At 69.1% G+C, this 16,089-nt stretch carries 14 protein-coding genes, 1 other RNA gene and 1 pseudogene; 9 read left to right on the top strand and 7 right to left on the bottom strand.

The features are described 5' to 3' along the window. The first annotated feature begins 94 nt into the window (after positions 1–94). The 4 genes from ACH5AC_RS22180 (at position 95) to ACH5AC_RS22165 (ending at position 2,563) form a co-directional block, all read left to right on the top strand. Positions 95–517: a DUF4260 family protein gene (locus ACH5AC_RS22180; protein ID WP_398863718.1), complete on the top strand. Its 423-nt coding sequence runs from the start codon at positions 95–97 to the stop codon at positions 515–517. A gap of 58 nt (positions 518–575) precedes the next feature. After that, the gene (locus tag ACH5AC_RS22175) at positions 576–1,085 is read left to right on the top strand and encodes a TetR/AcrR family transcriptional regulator (protein WP_398863905.1); all 510 of its coding nucleotides are present in this window, start codon (positions 576–578) and stop codon (positions 1,083–1,085) included. A 50-nt stretch (positions 1,086–1,135) separates the two neighbouring features. Next, positions 1,136–1,541, top strand: an RNA gene (rnpB, locus tag ACH5AC_RS22170) — RNase P RNA component class A. An 854-nt stretch (positions 1,542–2,395) separates the two neighbouring features. Next, positions 2,396–2,563, top strand: a complete 168-nt coding sequence (locus ACH5AC_RS22165; RefSeq protein WP_398863717.1) for a flavin reductase family protein — start codon at positions 2,396–2,398, stop codon at positions 2,561–2,563. A 218-nt stretch (positions 2,564–2,781) separates the two neighbouring features. On the opposite strand, the gene ACH5AC_RS22160 is transcribed toward ACH5AC_RS22165, so the two are convergent. The 3 genes from ACH5AC_RS22160 to ACH5AC_RS22150 form a co-directional block, all read right to left on the bottom strand. After that, positions 2,782–4,260, bottom strand: a complete 1,479-nt coding sequence (locus ACH5AC_RS22160; protein ID WP_398863716.1) for an aldehyde dehydrogenase family protein — start codon at positions 4,258–4,260, stop codon at positions 2,782–2,784. Positions 4,261–4,300: 40 nt separating this feature from the next. Further along, positions 4,301–5,827: a carotenoid oxygenase family protein gene (locus ACH5AC_RS22155; protein WP_398863715.1), complete on the bottom strand. Its 1,527-nt coding sequence runs from the start codon at positions 5,825–5,827 to the stop codon at positions 4,301–4,303. 202 nt (positions 5,828–6,029) lie between these two features. After that, complete coding sequence (locus ACH5AC_RS22150) at positions 6,030–7,361, bottom strand: PucR family transcriptional regulator (protein ID WP_398863714.1); 1,332 nt, start codon at positions 7,359–7,361, stop codon at positions 6,030–6,032. Between the two features lie 125 nt (positions 7,362–7,486). Here ACH5AC_RS22150 and ACH5AC_RS22145 point away from each other — a divergent pair, with 125 nt between their 5' ends. Further along, positions 7,487–7,972 (top strand): hypothetical protein, encoded by a 486-nt coding sequence (locus ACH5AC_RS22145; protein WP_398863713.1) that lies wholly within the window; start codon positions 7,487–7,489, stop codon positions 7,970–7,972. Here the strand turns inward: ACH5AC_RS22145 and ACH5AC_RS22140 are convergent. The 4 genes from ACH5AC_RS22140 to ACH5AC_RS22125 form a co-directional block, all read right to left on the bottom strand. After that, positions 7,956–8,822: a fumarylacetoacetate hydrolase family protein gene (locus ACH5AC_RS22140; RefSeq protein WP_398863712.1), complete on the bottom strand. Its 867-nt coding sequence runs from the start codon at positions 8,820–8,822 to the stop codon at positions 7,956–7,958. The two genes, ACH5AC_RS22145 and ACH5AC_RS22140, sit on opposite strands and share 17 nt — an antisense overlap. Continuing rightward, positions 8,819–9,994, bottom strand: coding sequence for an FAD-dependent monooxygenase (locus ACH5AC_RS22135; RefSeq protein ID WP_398863711.1), 1,176 nt, complete (start codon positions 9,992–9,994; stop codon positions 8,819–8,821). The genes ACH5AC_RS22140 and ACH5AC_RS22135 overlap by 4 nt, the downstream gene beginning before the upstream one ends. Further along, the gene (locus ACH5AC_RS22130; protein WP_398863710.1) at positions 9,991–10,812 is read right to left on the bottom strand and encodes a cupin domain-containing protein; all 822 of its coding nucleotides are present in this window, start codon (positions 10,810–10,812) and stop codon (positions 9,991–9,993) included. Before ACH5AC_RS22130 ends, ACH5AC_RS22135 begins: the two co-directional genes overlap by 4 nt. Positions 10,813–11,144: 332 nt before the next feature. Then, positions 11,145–12,011: a MarR family winged helix-turn-helix transcriptional regulator gene (locus ACH5AC_RS22125; RefSeq protein WP_398863708.1), complete on the bottom strand. Its 867-nt coding sequence runs from the start codon at positions 12,009–12,011 to the stop codon at positions 11,145–11,147. 555 nt (positions 12,012–12,566) lie between these two features. On the opposite strand from ACH5AC_RS22125, the pseudogene ACH5AC_RS22120 reads away from it, so the two are divergent. From ACH5AC_RS22120 to ACH5AC_RS22105, 4 genes and pseudogenes are all read left to right on the top strand, one after another. After that, positions 12,567–12,806, top strand: a pseudogene (locus tag ACH5AC_RS22120) (aldehyde dehydrogenase family protein); the annotation flags it as partial. Beyond that, positions 12,803–13,609 carry a nuclear transport factor 2 family protein gene (locus ACH5AC_RS22115; protein ID WP_398863706.1) on the top strand — a complete coding sequence of 269 codons (807 nt, stop codon included), beginning with the start codon at positions 12,803–12,805 and terminating at the stop codon, positions 13,607–13,609. The pseudogene ACH5AC_RS22120 and the gene ACH5AC_RS22115, both read left to right, overlap by 4 nt. Further along, positions 13,497–14,711: a helix-turn-helix domain-containing protein gene (locus ACH5AC_RS22110; RefSeq protein WP_398863705.1), complete on the top strand. Its 1,215-nt coding sequence runs from the start codon at positions 13,497–13,499 to the stop codon at positions 14,709–14,711. The genes ACH5AC_RS22115 and ACH5AC_RS22110 overlap by 113 nt, the downstream gene beginning before the upstream one ends. Before the next feature lie 14 nt (positions 14,712–14,725). After that, positions 14,726–15,331, top strand: coding sequence for a hypothetical protein (locus ACH5AC_RS22105; RefSeq protein WP_398863704.1), 606 nt, complete (start codon positions 14,726–14,728; stop codon positions 15,329–15,331). The last annotated feature ends 758 nt before the right edge of the window (positions 15,332–16,089 follow it).

The following is a 16,089-nucleotide window of genomic DNA, read 5'->3' as shown; positions in this document are numbered from 1 at the left end:
GGCTTGACGGCTAACGCCGTTAGTCGTAGGGTCGCGCCATGCGGCCGGGCTAACGGCGTTAGCCGGGCAGGTAGGTGTCCCTCAGGAGGCAGCCATGAACAGCAGCACAAGCACCACCACCACCAACGTCGGTGCGACGCTCACCGCACGCCGGGCCGCCTGGCTGGCCTGCGCTCTCTTCTGGTCGGCCTTCGCGGTCCTGGAGGCGGTGAACCACGGCTGGCTCGCCGGCACCCTGGCCGTAGCCTTCTTCATCGCCCCGGACCTGACCTTCCTGGTCGCCGTGAGCGACGCGCCCCGCATGGCGAAGGGGCAGCTGCCGCCGCGCGCGGTGCCGTACTACAACACGGCACACCGGGCGGCGATCCCCCTGACCCTGATCGTGCTCTACACCTTCGTGTCGCCGCTCGCCTGGGCGCCCGCCTTCGCCGCCCTGTGCGCCTGGCTCGCCCACATCTCGTACGATCGCGCCTTCGGGTACGGGCTGCGGACGAAGGAGGGCTTCCAGCGTGGCTGAGCGAGCGACGGCGGGGGAGCGGCTCGCGTCAAGGGCGCGAGAGGACGTGGGGGAGCGGCTGACCCCCAGGGCGCGGGAGATCGCGGCGGTCGCCCGCGCCATCCTGGAGGAGTCCGGACCGTCCGCCCTCACCATGCGCACCCTCGCCGACCGCCTGGGCATCAAGGCGCCCTCCCTCTACAAGCACTTCCCGGACAAGCAGGCGGTCGAGGTCGAGCTGATCGCCCAGCTGCTCGCGGAGTCGGCGGCGGCGATGGAGGCGGCGGAGGCCCGCGCCCCGGGCTCGCTGCCGGTGCTGGCCGAGGCGTACCGGACGTACGCCCTGGCCCACCCCCACCTCTACTGCCTGGCCACCGAACGCCCCCTGCCCCGCGACCTGCTCCCGCCGGGCCTGGAGGACCGCGCCGCCCAGCCCCTGCTGCGGACCTGCGGCGGCGACCTGGACCTGGCCCGCGCGGTGTGGGCCTTCGCCCACGGCATGGTCATCCTGGAGGTCCACGGCCGTTTCCCGCCCGACGCCGACCTCACGGCGGCCTGGAAACGGGGCCTGGCCACCCTGCGCCCCTGAGCGCGGCGGAACGGCCCCGCCGAGCCCGGTACCATGGTCGTCACGGCAGACGAGCCGGGCGGACGGCCGCGTGAAGCCCCCAGGGGCTTCCCGAGGAACGTCCGGGCTCCACAGGGCAGGGTGGTGGCTAACGGCCACCCGGGGTGACCCGCGGGACAGTGCCACAGAAAGCAAACCGCCCGGCGCTCAGGCGCTGGGTAAGGGTGAAACGGTGGTGTAAGAGACCACCAGTGCCCAGGGTGACCTGGGCAGCTAGGTAAACCCCACCCGGAGCAAGGTCAAGAGGGGCCGCTTGGAGACAGGCGACCCTGCGCGGACGTCCGAGGGCTGCCCGCCCGAGTCCGCGGGTAGACCGCACGAGGCCGGTGGCAACACCGGCCCTAGATGGATGGCCGTCGCCCCGGTCTCCGCGAGGAACCCGGGGAACAGAACCCGGCGTATAGCCCGACTCGTCTGCCAGTCTGTATTTCCGCAGGTCAGAGGCCATGTTTCTCGCTGAACAAAGTGTCCGGGTCGAATCCGGGTCGAATTCGGGCACGCGTATTGTCGTCCCTGTCTCGCCATTCATGCGACGAATCCGGGCATTCCGGGTGTTAAAGGTGGTCCAACGCTGGTCTGCAGTGGGCATTCAGGCAGCGGACGAGTTCGGAAGTACATGTACGAGGTGTCTTCTTTCCGACCCCCTCTGGCCTGGTTGCGCCCGAGTACCGATGGTCGCCCGGCGCCGCGCCGCCCTGTTCCGGGTGGATCGGCGACAGGGCTCGTGCAGCAGGTCGAGGTGGCCCTTCGTCTTCAGCGGAATCTTGAAGTGATCACCGGCGAAAGCATCTCGCTGACTGCTCCTGCCGGGAACCACTGGTTCCTGGCGAAGGCGGTCATGTGCGGCATGGTGTTCGGCTCCCGCCTCTGGGATTGTGGCGACATCGTCGGGACAGGCCGCACGGGGGGCGCAACACGACTTCCGTGTTGGGCATCTCCGTTGTATGGCCGGGGTTTTACGTGCTGAGCAGCTGCTGTCGCTGCCAGGCGCAGAGATGGCGGATCAGGTCGTGGTCCTCGTGGGCCGCGTCCATGGCGACCACGGCCTCCGTGAGCGGCTGTAGGGGTTCCGGCATTGGAAGGCGAAGGTGGTGGGGAGCGCCCAGTGGGTGGCGGTGACCGGTCGGGCGCCGTTGTGGATCATCGCTGTCGCCAGACCGAAGGACTCGGCGAAGCGCAGATCGCCGCCGCTCCCGCAGGCGATCAGCGCGACGCGCGGCGGCGCGGGCCAGAGCTGAGCGCCAGGCATGCCGTCCGCGCGCAACGGGAGCGTGCCGAGGAGAAGGTCCTCCGGTCTGGGGCTGGAGTGCCCGATCGAGCACACGTGTCCGGCGGGCGCCCACGACATCATCGTGCTGCGCGTGCTCGCCGTGAGGGCCGACGAGGACGGCAGCCCGGTGGTCTGGCATCGCCACCCGCTCAAGTCGCTGACCGAGTGACCGGGCGGCTTTGCGCCGGCTGGGTCACCCGCACCGGTCGGCGCATGACGGCCCGTCGACACCAGGGCCGTTTGGTCCGGCACCGCTGACGAAGAAGAGCGCGTCGCCCAGCAGGGCAGAGTTTGCGGTCCGGCCGGTACTCCTGGCCGGACCGCAGAGGCCGCAGATGCGTCACGGCCCAAGTCGCCGTTCTTGACGGTGACCCCGACCGGCTCTGCTCAGAACGGGTACCGCTCGATCTTCGCCTGCGCGGTCACCCACTGCACCTCGGTGAAGGTGTCGAGGTTGGCTCCGCCGCCGAAGCGACCGCCGGCCGCGGACGCCTTGGCGCCGCCGAAGGGTGCCACGGCCTCGTCGTCCACGGTCTGGTCGTTGATGTGGACGGCGCCGGACTCGATGCGTTCGGCGAGTTCCAATGCGCCGAACACGTCGTCGGTGAGGATGGCGACCGACAGGCCGTACTCGGAGCGGTTGATCAGCTCGATGGCCTCCTCGACGGTTTCGTAGACGGAGACGGGGGCGACCGGGCCGAAGACCTCGTCGGTGTACGCGGGCGCGTCGTGAGGAACGTCGGCCAGGACCGTGGGCCGGTAGAACAGCCCGTCGTAGCTTCCACCCGCAGCCAGACGCGCCCCCTGGGACACGCTGCGGGTGACGATGTCGTGGACCCTGTCACGCTGGCGCTCGTCGATGATCGGGCCGAGCATGTTCTGAGGATCGGTCGGGTCGCCGACGGTGATGGCCCCGGCCTTCTCCGCGAGCTTGGCCACGTACTGCTCGGCGACGGAGGCGTGCACCAGGTGGCGCCCCGTGGTCATGCAGATCTGTCCCTGGTGCAGGAAGGATCCCCAGGCTCCAGCCGACGCGGCCGCGTCGAGGTCGGCGTCGGGGAGTACGAGGAGGGCGTTGTTCCCGCCGAGTTCCAGGTGCACCTTCTTCAGCAGAGGCCCGGCGGCGGCACCGATCGCGCGGCCTGCGGCCGTCGAGCCGGTGAAGGATATGCAGGGCACGCCGGGATGGGTCACCAGCGTCTCACCGACATCGGCGCCGCCTGGCAGTACGTGCAGGAGCCCTTCGGGTAGCCCTGCCTCGGCCAGGAGTTGGGCGAGAGCCAGTCCTCCCGAGACCGGGGTGCGCGGGTCGGGCTTGAGGATGACGGCGTTGCCCAGGGCGAGCGCGGGCGCCACCGAGCGGATGGAGAGGATGGCGGGAAAGTTGAAGGGCGATATGACCCCGACCACCCCGAGGGGGACCCGGCGGGCGAGCGACATCCGTGGCCGTGTACTGCGGAGCAGCTCGCCGTAGGGCTCCGCGGCGAGGGCGGCGGCCTGGAAGAGCTCGGAGACCACCAGACCTGTCTCGAAGGCGGCCTTGCCCGTTCCCGACCCGGCCTCGGGAACGATCCAGCGCACCAGACGGTCGGGGTCGCTCTCCAGGGCGAACGCCGCCCTGCGGAACACCTCCGCCCGCTGGTCGTAGGGCAACTGGGCCCAGTCCCGCTGGGCCTTCGCCGCGCGTTCGACGGCTCGGTCGACGTCGGCGGGTGAGGCGGCGCCGACCGTGGCGAGCAGCCCGCCGGTGGCCGGTGCCGTCACTTCGAGGGTCCCGCCGTGGCCCTGGATCCAGGTGCCGTCGAAGATCCTGCCGTCCCATGGCAGGCGGTCGGGGGCTGACGAGGTCTCAACTGTCGTGCTCAAGGTGGTCTCCGGGGTCGGTGGGCGGCTCAAGGGGGTGGGCTCAGTGCCTGTCGCTGAGGGCGGACACGCTCTTGTCGAGGACGGCCTGGTCGGCCCAGCTGCCGTGGAAGCCGAACGGCACCCGCACGGGCAGCCGGACCTGGGCCAGCGGCTCTGTGACGAGGTCGGAGGCGTCGTGGATCAGCAACTCGCTCAGACCCGTCTCGGGGTTCCACCACAGGGTCAGCAGATAGCCGTCGTTCTCACTGGCCGGGTTGTCACGGGGGACGAACACCGGCTCGCTGGGGCTGGTGAGCGGGTGCGGTCCCTCGACGACGGTCGTGGAGTCCTTGAGGTAGTCGTGTACGGCCAGGCCGTCGGTCATGGTCTGAGGCGCCAGGTCGCGGGTGGTGACGAAGTAGCCGTAGCGGTGCCGGCGGCCGACGTAAGCGTCGTTGATCTTCGGGAATTCGCCGGCGATGCCGGAGACGCGGCGGTCACTGACCTTTCCGGTCGTCGTGTCGATCCGCCACTGCCATGAGTAGCCAGGGGGGAACCACTCGTGGGAGCCGAGTGGGGTGAGCGCGTCGGCGGGGCTGCCGATGCGGGAGATCCGGTGCATGTCGATGACGACCTCGTCACCGATCTCATAGGCGTTGTAGAAGTGTGTGGGTGCGAACATGCCGCCGGCCTCGTACCACTTCACCTCGTGGGTACGACGGTCCATGAGCACGATCTGGGTGCCGTGCGGCAGCACCGACTCGTCCCAGACCACGCCGGGGCGGCCCTGAGCGATCAGGTCGAGACGGAACAGGTTGGGCGCGACGAAGAAGATCGCGTAGTTCTCGCTCACGACGAAGTCGTGCATGAGTGCCGGGATGCCGATGTCGATGGTGTGGGAGTCGATGACCTGCCCGGTCCGGACATCGGCGCGGTACCAGGTGATGACGGGGCCGGTGGCGGCGAAGAACAGCAGGTCGCCGGTGGCCGGGTCGGTCTTGTAGTGGGCGGTGCACAGGACGTCGATGCCCCCGTGGAAGTCGTAGGCGCCGTACGTCTCCAGCGTCTGCGGGTGCATCGCCGTCGGCAAACCACCCTCGAAGTAGACGAGCAGGTGGTCGTCGAAGATACCCACATTGGTGTTGGCCACGTTCTTCGCGGGCGGGGCGCCCTTGGGCAGTCGCCCGGGCGTGCCGCCGTTGACGAAGCCGCTGTAGACGGCCTCGCCCTGCTCGACCTCGAACTTCATCGAGTCCGTCGCCACCCAGCCGGTACGGAAGGCCGCTTTGCCGTCCCGCAGGTAGAGCCCGGCCACCATCCCGTCGCCCTCCCACCAGTGGTAGCGGTCCAGGTTGCGGGGCTGGAAACGGGGGTTGGAGGAGATGCGGAACAGCGCGCCCGCGAGATCCTCCGGGATGGTGCCCTTCACGGGCAGGTCGTAGCCGTGGCTCTCCTCCGCCCACGGGGAGAAGGGGCCGTTCAGCCACTTGTTCTCCGTCGGCCAGTTCTGGCTGGGTCCGGCAGGCTGAGCCTGCGGCGCAACGGACATCGGTGTGGTCGCGACCACGGGGACGGACGGGGTGCTCATGAAGTCCCTTTCATGAAGTCCCCCTCGGCGGGGAACAGCCTCTGCGCCGGGGCTCTTCGGCTCATGGGCCGCTCCGCTGCCCGGTGGACACCACTTCGTGCCCGGCCCGGTCATCTTCGGATGTCGTCCTGCGCATGTCCTCGGCGCCGTACGACAGATTCGCGCCCCGGCTTTGTCGTCGCGGAGCAGTCGGGGCCCGCGGTCAGGGGGTGATGACCCGGCTGATCTCAAGCGCCAGGAGCAACGGCAGATGGTCCTGCGGCAGGGGCCGGCCCATCAGCTCTTCGGCCCGCTTGACCCGGTAGGCGACGGTGGTGGGCGCCACGAAGAGGTCCTCGGCGGCCAGGCTGCGGCTCCGTCCGTGCGCCAGGTACAGACGCAGCGTCTCCCGGATCACGGCAACCTTCGGGTCGGGGACGGCCAGCGGTCCCAGGACATCGCGCATATAGCGCTCGGCGTGCTCCGCGTTGGCGGTCAGCAGGGACAGCACAGCGATGTCGGCGTAGGCGTACGTGCCCGGGTTGTCGAGTGCCTGTGCCACCCGCTGGGTCTCCCGGGCCGCCAGGTGGCTGGCCCGGAAACCCTGGCTGCCCCTGGCCGGCGGCCCCAGCGCCGTGTAGGCACCGCCGGCGCAGCGTGCTGTCGGCGCCGTACCTTCGCGGATCAAGGAGTTGAGATCCCCCGGCGGTTGCCCGGGCCAGCTCAGCCATACCCATACCTCGGACGTGCCGGTAGGCAGGACGAGGGAGCGTACGGCCTGTGACGCGCCGACGAGATCGGTGGCGAGGCGGTGCAGCGGCGCGGACGAGACCTGCGCCTCCTCCCCGTCGGCCGTCCACAGGATGGCGGCCATGTGGTGGTGGACGAGGTCGAGGCCCAGGGTGTTCTCCACGGCGGTGGGGTCGGCGGGTCGGCCGGCGAGCAGGTCCTCCACGAGCTTGCGGCGGGCCGCCGTGCGACTGCCCGCCCAGTGCTCCCGCTCCGCCGCGTACTGCGTGGTGAACGCCGTGGTCAGCTCTTCCACGTAGGCGAAGGACAGGCGTGCGACGCGCTCGCTCTCGTCGGGCCGGCGGTCGGCTTCGACGAGGAGCCGCAGAGCGGCGAGCAGACGTTCGTAGGTGTGCACGTGAGACGTCCACACGGCCCGCAGGATCCGGTCCAGCGATACGCCCCGGTGCACGAGATCACGGTTGCCGTCGACCGCCTCGGGCGGGACGGCGATGAGGCCTGGGGGAGTGTCGTGGAGCAGCCCCCGCAGGATCGCGATGCAGCACGCCTCCGCCGACCGGCGTGCCGTCCGCAGCCCCACCGGTCCGTCGGCGATCTCGGGAGACTGCCGGACGAACTTCTCAGCGGCCCCGGCGGCCGTCTCCACCGCCCAGGCCACGGGACCGGGGCCCAGATCGGCTTCGGCCTCGGCGACGGTCGCGGGGGAGGAGGCCGGTGCAGGGCCGACCGTGTCGCCGTCCGGCCGCAATCCCAGCAGCCACTCACCCGCGCTCGTCATGACGGCCCCCTCGCTCGCCTCGCTCATCCGCAGTCCATCATCCTCTGGCCACGGCACGCACCGACCCCTGGTCGCCGGCCACCGGCGCACTGCTGTAGCGCGGGATCCTCCCGGTTGTCACCCCGATCGACGTTGTCGACCGCGAGGGCCCGGTGGGACCGGTTGACGACCACTACACCCGCCTGTCCGGTATGTCGATGGCGGCACCCGTCGTCGTCGGCGCCGGGACGCCCCGGCAGGTGGCCCAGACCCTGGTCTCCAGCGCCGTTCCAACCGCCGGTGAGTCGGTGTACGACCAGGGCTCCGGCCTGGTCGACGCGGAGCGCGCCGTCGACCAGCCGGTGTCGGTCACCGCGACCGCCGCGGACTTCGGCCGCCTCACCTGGCCTCGCGACCCCGGCATCGCCCGCGAGGTGGCCTTCTCCAACGCCTCGGACACTCCCGTCACCTTCGACCTCGCCCTCGGGGTCGTCTCGACGCGCGGTGACGTGCCCTGCTCTGATGAACGCCTCGAACTGACGCTTCGGATCCCAGATGACACTGCCGCGGGGGCGTCGTATACGCACCGGGCCACGGCGATGGCGGGCTTCCCATGTGTCGTGGCCTTGGAAAGCGCACCGATCACCTGCTGCGTGTAGGCGTCACCGTCTTCGGTGGTACGGGGCCGCGGTGTGCGCCCTTGGTGGGGCAGGGGACGGCGCCTTGCGTGCTCACCGTGGATTCGAGGCGGCCGACGTGGCCGATATCGACCGTGATGCGGTCGCCCTCGGTGATGGTGCCGACACCGGCCGGTGTTCCGGTGGTGATGATGTCGCCCGTGCGGAGGGTCATGACCGAGGACGCGTAGGCGATCAGCCGGGGAACGCTCCAGATGAGGTCCTTGATGTCGGCGTCCTGCCGCAGTTCGTCGCCGACCCAGGTGCGCAGGGTCAGTGACTCCAACGGGCCGACCTCGTCCGGGGTGACCAGGTAGGGGCCGACCGGGGTGAAGGTGTCGAAGGACTTGCGGGTGGAGCGGTCCTCGCCACCGCGCATGGTGATGTCGAGCAGGCAGGTGTATCCGGCGACGTGCTTCAGGGCGTCGGTTACGGTGATGTCGCGGCCGGGTCGGCCGATGACGAGTGCGAGCTCGCCCTCCTGGTCGAAGCGCCGGTCGGTGTACGGCAGTCGGATTGTGCCCTGGTGGGCGAGGACCGACGACGGGGCCTTGAGGAAGATGCCGAGAGCGTCGATGTGGTAGGCCTCGTTCATCTCGGCTTGGTGGTCGCGGTAGTTGACCGGCGCAGCGATGATTTTCGACGGCTCGGGAACGACCGGCTGGAGAGTGACCTCTCCAAGGTGGAAAACGTCCGCACCACGCGGCGTTCCTTCCGGTATGGGATGGCCGAGCAGCGTCCGCAACGGCCTGCCGAGGTCCACGACGCGGTCGTCGTCGAGTCGTCCGGCGGTGGCGATGCCGTCCGGCCTGATGAAGCTGAGCAGTTTCATGCGGTGTCCTCAGAGGAAGCGGTGTAGAGCCAGTCGAGATCTGAGTAGTCGTCGGGCTGGCGCAACCGGAACACGCGGTTGCGCAGGGCGAGCAGTGTCGGGTCCTGGGTGTGCCAGAGGTTGCCCCACGGTCGGGCCACGGTCTGGCAGCGGGAGGCTCGGGCGATACGCCGTTCCTCGTACTGCTTCAGCGCCCGGTCCTGGGAGTGTTGATGGTCCGAGACGGCGTCGCCCAGCGCGACCGCGTCCTCCAGGGCCTGGCACGCGCCTTGCCCGAGGTACTGGAGCATGGCGTGTGCGGCGTCGCCGAGCAGCGCCGTGTGTGCCGTCGTCCAGGTCGGCAGCGGGTCCCGGTCGTACACGGGCCAGTCCCGGTGGGGATCGAGGAGCGCGACGGCTTCTCGGACACTTGGGTGCGCGATGGCGAAGGCGGCGCGGAACTCCTCCGCATAGCCACGCGGCTCCCGTGCACCTGCGGGGCGCTCGTAGACGGCGACCTGGTTGTACAGCTCGCCGCGTCGCACGGGGTACTGCATAAGGTGGATGCCTGGGCCGATCCAGAGTGTTACGTCGTCGGGCGCCAGGCCCCTGCCGAGTTCTGACCGGTCGCTCGCGCCCCGGTAGGCGACATGACCGCTGAACCGGGGTGGGCTCGTGTCGATGAGGCGGCGCACCTGGGACCGCAGGCCGTCCGCCCCGACCAGGAGCTGTGTGGTCAGCACCTCGCCGTCGGAGAAGGTGACGTCGGCGTGCTCGTCCCGTTCACGCACGCTGGCGGCGGTGCGGCCGGTCCGCAGCTCGATGCCGGGTTCGGCCCGGCAGGCGTCGAGCAGGACGGACAGCACGTCGTGGCGGTGCGCGACGACGTACGGGTAGCCGTACCGGGCACGGAACGGGTGCCCGAGGTCGAGCACGGTGAGTTCATCGCCCGTGACGGCGTCGCGGATCATGGCGCGGGCGGGCAGTACGGCGGTTTCGAGGACCGGCCCGAGCACGCCGAGCCGGTCGAAGGCCCGCATCGCGTTCGGCCCCAGCTGGAGTCCGGCACCGATCTCGGCGAACTGCGGGGCCTGTTCCGTCAGCAGCGTCCGACGGCCGGCGCGGGCCAGGGCCAGTGCCGCCGCGAGCCCCCCGATGCCGCCGCCGACGACCAGTGTGTCGTGCCCGCTCATGAGTCCACCTCCTCGGACCGGTGCAGGTGCAGGGCTTCCAGTACCGGGCTGTCGCTGGTGGTGAACAGGTCCAGACGGGTGCGCGCGTGCAGTTGGTGGGTGCACCAGGACGGCACGACGAACACGTCACCGGGAGACAGGTCGAACGACTCGCCGTCGAGCACGACCGTGCCGGACCCGTCGAGCACCGCAGTGACGCGGGTTCCGGTCTGGCGTTCCCGGCGCGTCGTCGTGCCCGGATTCACCCGCCGCATCTCACAGCGCATCGTTGGCATGACGTCGCGGTCGCGGGAGGGATCCTGGAACCGGACGGTGACGTCGTTCGTGTCCTCGACCTCCAGCAGGTCGTCCAACGCTGCATCGGTGTCCTGCCAGCGGTAGACCAACAGGGGGGAGTGCGGGGGCAGATCGGGTGTTCCGACGGGGGAGAGACCGGCTCCGGCACCCCAGCGGCGCTCGGCGGTCGAACGGGGGATGTCGGTCCGGTCCGCTTCGGAGTCGCCGCCCGGTTCGAAGAAGACCGCGTCGAGCGCCGCGACCACCGGAAGGTCGAGCACGTCCAGCCACATCATCGGCATGTCGCCGGGGTTGTGGTGTTCGTGGAAGGTCCATGACGGTGTCAGGACGAGATCTCCGCGGGCCATCGCGATCGGGTCGCCGTTCACGAGGGTGTACACGCCCTCCCCGTCGAGGACGAACCGTAGCGCGGCCGGTGTGTGCCGGTGCGCGGGTGCCGACTCGTGGGGCTGAAGGTACTGAACCGCCGCCCATAGCGTCGACGAGATGAACGGCGCGCCGCCCAAGCCTGGGTTGGCCATCGCCAGCACCCGCCGGTCGCCGCCCCGGTCGATCGGGACCAGATCACCGGCCCGGCGGCCGAGCTTGGCAAGGTCATCCGCACACCAACGATAGGGTATCGCCCGCACACGGGGCGTCGGAGTGAGCAGTCCGTGAAGTTCCCAGAGTGGCTGAAGTTGCTTGTCAGATAGCTCAAAGTAGAAGGAGTCGAGTGCCGGCTCGTCTGACCTGAACCGGGAAGTGGGCATCGTTCACCTCGCAAGTCTTCCGTACACGTAGTATTAGCTTGCTGCGAATGGTCGAGGTGTGTCAACGGGTCCGACAGACCGTCCAAATGTGGGGGGGCGAAGCCCTACACGTGCCGCCTGGCGAACGCCACTTGCTGGAGGTGGCTGATGAACACCGCTTGCTCGTCGGGTCCGAGCGGAGCCAGGACGTCGGACTGGACTGCTTTCACCGGCTCCGCGAGGGCGTGCAGCGCTGTCCTCGCCGGAGCGGTGAGCCGGACCTGGGTTCTTCGCCGGTCGTTCGCTGCGGTCTCCTTGGTAACCCATCCCTGGGCGCTGAGCCGGGCCACGATGTCGGCGGTGCTCGACGTGTCCAGCGAGGCGGCCTCGCCGATTCGGGACTGGTCGGCGGCGCCCAGCTGTGCGACCGCGGCGAGCAGGGCGTACTGCGGCCCGGTCACATCGGGGACGGCGGCGCTCCAGAGTGCGGTGTGCACCTGTTGGGCGCGGCGGATCAGGTATCCGGGGGTGGTGCGCATGAGCAGTACGCCGTCCTCGTACTGCTGTCCGGCGACGTCGGCCTCCTCGATGCGAGCGACCCGGCCCAGTCGTTCGACGAACTCCCGGCGGTCGGAGTGGGAAAGCGGGGCCAGGATGTCTTGTTGAACCGAGCGCGCAACCTCGGTGACCTCGGCCAGCCGATCCAATGATCCGCTGGTGAGGGTCAACAGACGGCGCCGACCGTCATCCGGATGGCGCACCCGCCGCACCCACCCTTTCCCGACAAGCCGGCTCACCACTGCGGCGACGGTCGACTTGTCCAGCGAGGCCAGCTGCCCGGCGCGTCGCTGGTCGACGTCGTCCCATCCGGCGATCGCCACCAGCGTCGCGTACTGCGGTCCCGTGAGGCTGTCGATTCGTGAGCCCCACAGCTCGGTGTGTACCTGCTGCGCCAGGCGCAGAAGGTGCCCTGGGGCGGTCGTAGGCGACACGACGGGTACCGGCGCGGGCGCTCGCCGGACGGCGCGTCCAGGGTCGCGGAACCTCACCGCTCCCGCTGAAACCGACTCGACCACGTCCTCAGCTCCGTCCTGGTGGAAAACGTACACGGAGTATGTCGGGTTGGGAGTCACATCCTTTCCATTGCGGATGCTGGCGCGCAGCTGGCACCTCGATACTCCGTAAACATACTAATGGCCAGGGGCCTGTTGGGCGGCGATGTGGGCCACTGGTGCGGGACCCGAAGGACTGCTGAACCTGCTGCCGGCCGGAGTCACCATTGACGTCGCCACCAGTTCACGTCCTCCACGAAGCCCTCCGGCGATCCGACCAGCGTCCCGCCCATGCTGGGTATCATGGCCCCGCTGCCTGACGACACCGCGTCCTCGTCACCTAACGCAACGTCGCCGCACCGGTTGCTCATGAGGCCGCGTCGAGCAGCTCGGCGCTCCCCTTGAGGGCGCACTCGTCCCAATCAGAGCCCTCGTCCTGGCAACAGGCCGTCGTACCGAGACTCGCCCGTCCGCCGTAGCCCCCTCGACAGCGAGGGCGAGGCCGTGGCCATCGAGAACGACAGCCCCTACGGCCTGGCCGGCGGCGTCTGGAGCGGCGCCCCGGACCGCGCCCTGGCGGTGGCCCGCCGCATCTGCACCGGGCAGGTCGACATCAACGGCGGTGCCTTCAACCCGGCCGCGGCCTTCGGCGGTTACAAGAAGTCCGGCCTGGGCGGGGAGTCCGGCACCCACGGCATCGACGACTTCACTGGAACCAAGGCGATCCAGCGATGAGCGGCACCACTCCCACCCCTCACCTGGCGACGATCAGCCGCTACTACGACGGCTGCAGTACCGGCGACGCCGACCTGATGTGCACCACTCTCGCCGACGACGTCGTGCACTTCCTTCGCGCCCCCAACCCCGGCTCCCCGCCCGTGCGCGGTGGGGAACACCTGGCTCACTACTGGCGCAAGGTGCGCCGTCTGGTCGACGCCGTATGGGTCGTCGACCACATCCTCGACGGCGACGGCGAGGCCGTCATCGAGTGGACCATGTTCTGGACCCCGCAAGGCGGGCGCCGGCCGGATCGACGAGATCCGCTCGTACTACCGCCAGCAAGACCACCAGGGTCCTCTGCACTCTGCCCTGGTCAGCGGAGTCATCCAGGGGCGCGGGGTCTCGGCCTGGCGCTCCTCCTGTCCCGCGGGTTGCGGAATCTGCGGGTGCGTAGATCATCACATCGATTGGGTCGCGCGCGGTTAGCATCGCCCGCGGCACGGCTTGGGCCTGGACGGGCGGTGTGGTCTCACTCGGTGCGAGGAGCAGCCGTGGCCGCACGGCGGGCGTCCAGTGCGTCACAGCACGCCCAAATTCGCAACCATCGCATAGAAGTAGTTGCGATGATGGAGATTGGTTGCGACACTGGTATCGGAGAGACGGACGGCGTGAGGGGAGGCGGCTATGCGAGGCGGACTGACAGGCATGGAAGCGCTGGGTTCGTTGCTTCCTGCAGAGTCCTTGACCCGGACCGCAAGCCCTGCCGACGTCGGTCGCCGAGTCGGACAGGCCCGTACCCGCCGTGGACTGACGGGTGATGCCCTCGGTGCGCTCGTCGGGCTGGGTAAGGATCAAATCTCAAAGATCGAAAACGGTCGGCGCAAGATCGGTGTCCGGGAGCTGCCGAAGTTCGCGGAAGCCTTGGGTGTCTCGGTAGCCCATCTGCTCGGGCAGCCTTCCCGGCCGACCTTGGCCATGGCTCACCGGCTGGCCGGCGACACCAGCCCAGACGAGGACAGCAAAGCCAAGCGCCGCGCCCTGCAGCTGCTTGAGGTCGAGGACGTTCTGACTCAGCGCGCGGCGCCGCCTCCCGCCGTGCCGACCGCAGCAGGGCAGCAGGTGTTCGACTACGCACGCAAGGAACTGTCCCAGCGTCCGCGCAACAGGGCCGAGGCTGAACGTCAGGGCAAACACCTGGCCGAGCAAATGCGACGCCAACTTGGCTTGGGATCGCACGAGTTGGGTGACCTGCCCGGACTGATCGAGCGGCACTTCGGGGTCGACGTAGCGTTGTCTCCGCTCGGAACTCAGACGGATGGACTATGCATCCACGGTGACGGCGTGGCGCTGATCGTCGCCAGCACTGACTTTTCCCAAGGCCATGTGCGGTTCACACTCGCTCACGAACTGGGCCATCACCTGCTCGGTGACCCGCGGGACGTCATCAACGAGGGCGAGCGGGACATGTTCGCCGACAATCTGCAAGAAAGGCGGGTCAACGCCTTTGCGGGCCACTTGCTGATGCCCGAGGAGGGCATTCGGGAGACCCTGAAATGGCTCAGTGCCGGACGTGTCACCGAGCGCAGCCTGGTGGCACTCATGGAGCAATTCGGCGTCTCCCTGGCCGCCCTGGTCTACCAGCTCTGCGTCATGGGCTTGATCACCTACGATCAGAGCAAACGCCTGCGCAGCCAGAGGGTGACAGATCTCGTCACACGCCACGCCTCGGTGGCTCCCACTGGTGCGGGGATCACGGTTCGGCAGACAGTCCGCGCGCCCGAGCGTCTCTTGAGCGCTGCGGTAGACGCAGCACGCAACCAGCACGTGGGCCTAGGCGTAGTGGCGACCTTGCTGCAACGCGAGGACGACGATGCTCTGTGGGATGCGGTGATGGAAGCTGATCCCGAGGTGCTCGTCTGACGCCGGCCAGCGCGGTGACGACTCCCGCGCCCGCAAAGCCTGCCCTGTGGTTCGTCGATACCTCCTCGCTGTTGTCCCTTGCCGCTGATGACAACTTGCGCCAGACGGTCCAGGGTGAACTGGTGTTGCAACGTCGCGTCTTGCTGGACGTCGTCGTCGACGAGCTGGATCGCCTTGCAAGCCAGGGCCCACCGGGCATCAAAGACCTGGCGGTTGCAGCGCTGGGGCAACTCGACTGGCTCGGCGAACCCGTCGACACCGACGAACTTGTCGCGGCGGAGCGGGTCGTGGAGATTCAGGACATCATGCGCAGCGGCAGGAGCCTGAGACATCCGGCGGAGCACTGGGCAGAGTCAGTGATCATGGCCATGGCCGAGCGGCTTCAGCAGATGGACCCGTACATGCTGTGCGAGGACTACAACGCACGCGTTGAATCACTCCACCACAACCTCACGCCCTTCAGCACCCACAAGCTGCTGGCACGCATGGTCCAGGGTGATCGCCTCGCCGCTGACGAAGCGGTTAGTTTCGCCGATGCTCTCCAGGCTGCTGAACGAGGGAAGGACTACACGGCCGCGGAGTTCATATCCGGCCGGTTGGGACGTGTGGGCCAGCCCTAGCCCGGGGAGCTGGACGGCCGCCGACCTCCAGTCCCGCCGAACGACGTTCGTGGTCAGATGCCAGAGGTGATGGGACGCTGCCCGCAGTGGCTGCCATCTCAGCCTCTCGACGACGGTTGAACGCTGGTTCTGGATCAGCCGCCGACATCTGGTCGAGCACGCCCACTCAGCGCCGTGGGCGGCTGGCGAATGTGAGATGGGGGTGTGGTGGCAGCCCAACTGGCTTACGGGGGTGTCGACGGTCAGCCAATTCCCCACCCCGAACGCCACGGAATGGGCCAAGGGGACGGTGACGCCGCGACCGTCGTGGACATGGGACGATGACCGGGCGTCGGGATCCCCCGGGCGCCAGAGGTTCCCGGGCCGCCCGATAGCCAGACCGTCGTTCAGGCTGGTCAGGGCTGTCCAGGGTGGCCGCAAGGCCAGCGCGGAGCGCCGCCGAAGGCGCCCTTGACCGACCGGACCAGCCGCACACTCAGCCGTCGGGCGGCCCGTCACGGCCTCAGCCCGGGTGGGGAATTACGTGAAGCTGATCATGGAGATCGTGGGGAATTGCATGACCGCTGACACGGGGGCGTATCGGGCTGGCGGACCAATGCGGCGGGCTGTCGTCTGCAGGCGGTGAGCGTGCCTCGACGTGGATGCGTCCTGCGTGGCCTGGATGAGGCGCACGAGCCGTGGTGAGCGGGCGGATCGGCTAGGGGACCAGGGCCGGCCTCTACGCTCGCGTGACCGTCCGCGTCCTGGGTCTGGCTGAG

The sequence above is a fragment of the Streptomyces sp. NPDC018693 genome (genome assembly GCF_044391385.1).
Lineage (GTDB): Bacteria > Actinomycetota > Actinomycetes > Streptomycetales > Streptomycetaceae > Streptomyces.
This window is presented reverse-complemented; position numbering and strand designations above follow the sequence as displayed.

Excerpts from the sequence above, each read along its gene's own strand:
- ACH5AC_RS22155 (WP_398863715.1), bottom strand. The coding sequence starts at position 5,827 with ATGAGCACCCCGTCCGTCCCCGTGGTCGCGACCACACCGATGTCCGTT.
- ACH5AC_RS22110 (WP_398863705.1), top strand. The coding sequence starts at position 13,497 with ATGGAAGCGCTGGGTTCGTTGCTTCCTGCAGAGTCCTTGACCCGGACC.
- ACH5AC_RS22180 (WP_398863718.1), top strand. The coding sequence starts at position 95 with ATGAACAGCAGCACAAGCACCACCACCACCAACGTCGGTGCGACGCTC.
- ACH5AC_RS22130 (WP_398863710.1), bottom strand. The coding sequence starts at position 10,812 with ATGGCCAACCCAGGCTTGGGCGGCGCGCCGTTCATCTCGTCGACGCTA.
- ACH5AC_RS22140 (WP_398863712.1), bottom strand. The coding sequence starts at position 8,822 with ATGAAACTGCTCAGCTTCATCAGGCCGGACGGCATCGCCACCGCCGGA.
- ACH5AC_RS22115 (WP_398863706.1), top strand. The coding sequence starts at position 12,803 with ATGAGCGGCACCACTCCCACCCCTCACCTGGCGACGATCAGCCGCTAC.
- ACH5AC_RS22135 (WP_398863711.1), bottom strand. The coding sequence starts at position 9,994 with ATGAGCGGGCACGACACACTGGTCGTCGGCGGCGGCATCGGGGGGCTC.
- ACH5AC_RS22150 (WP_398863714.1), bottom strand. The coding sequence starts at position 7,361 with ATGAGCGAGGCGAGCGAGGGGGCCGTCATGACGAGCGCGGGTGAGTGG.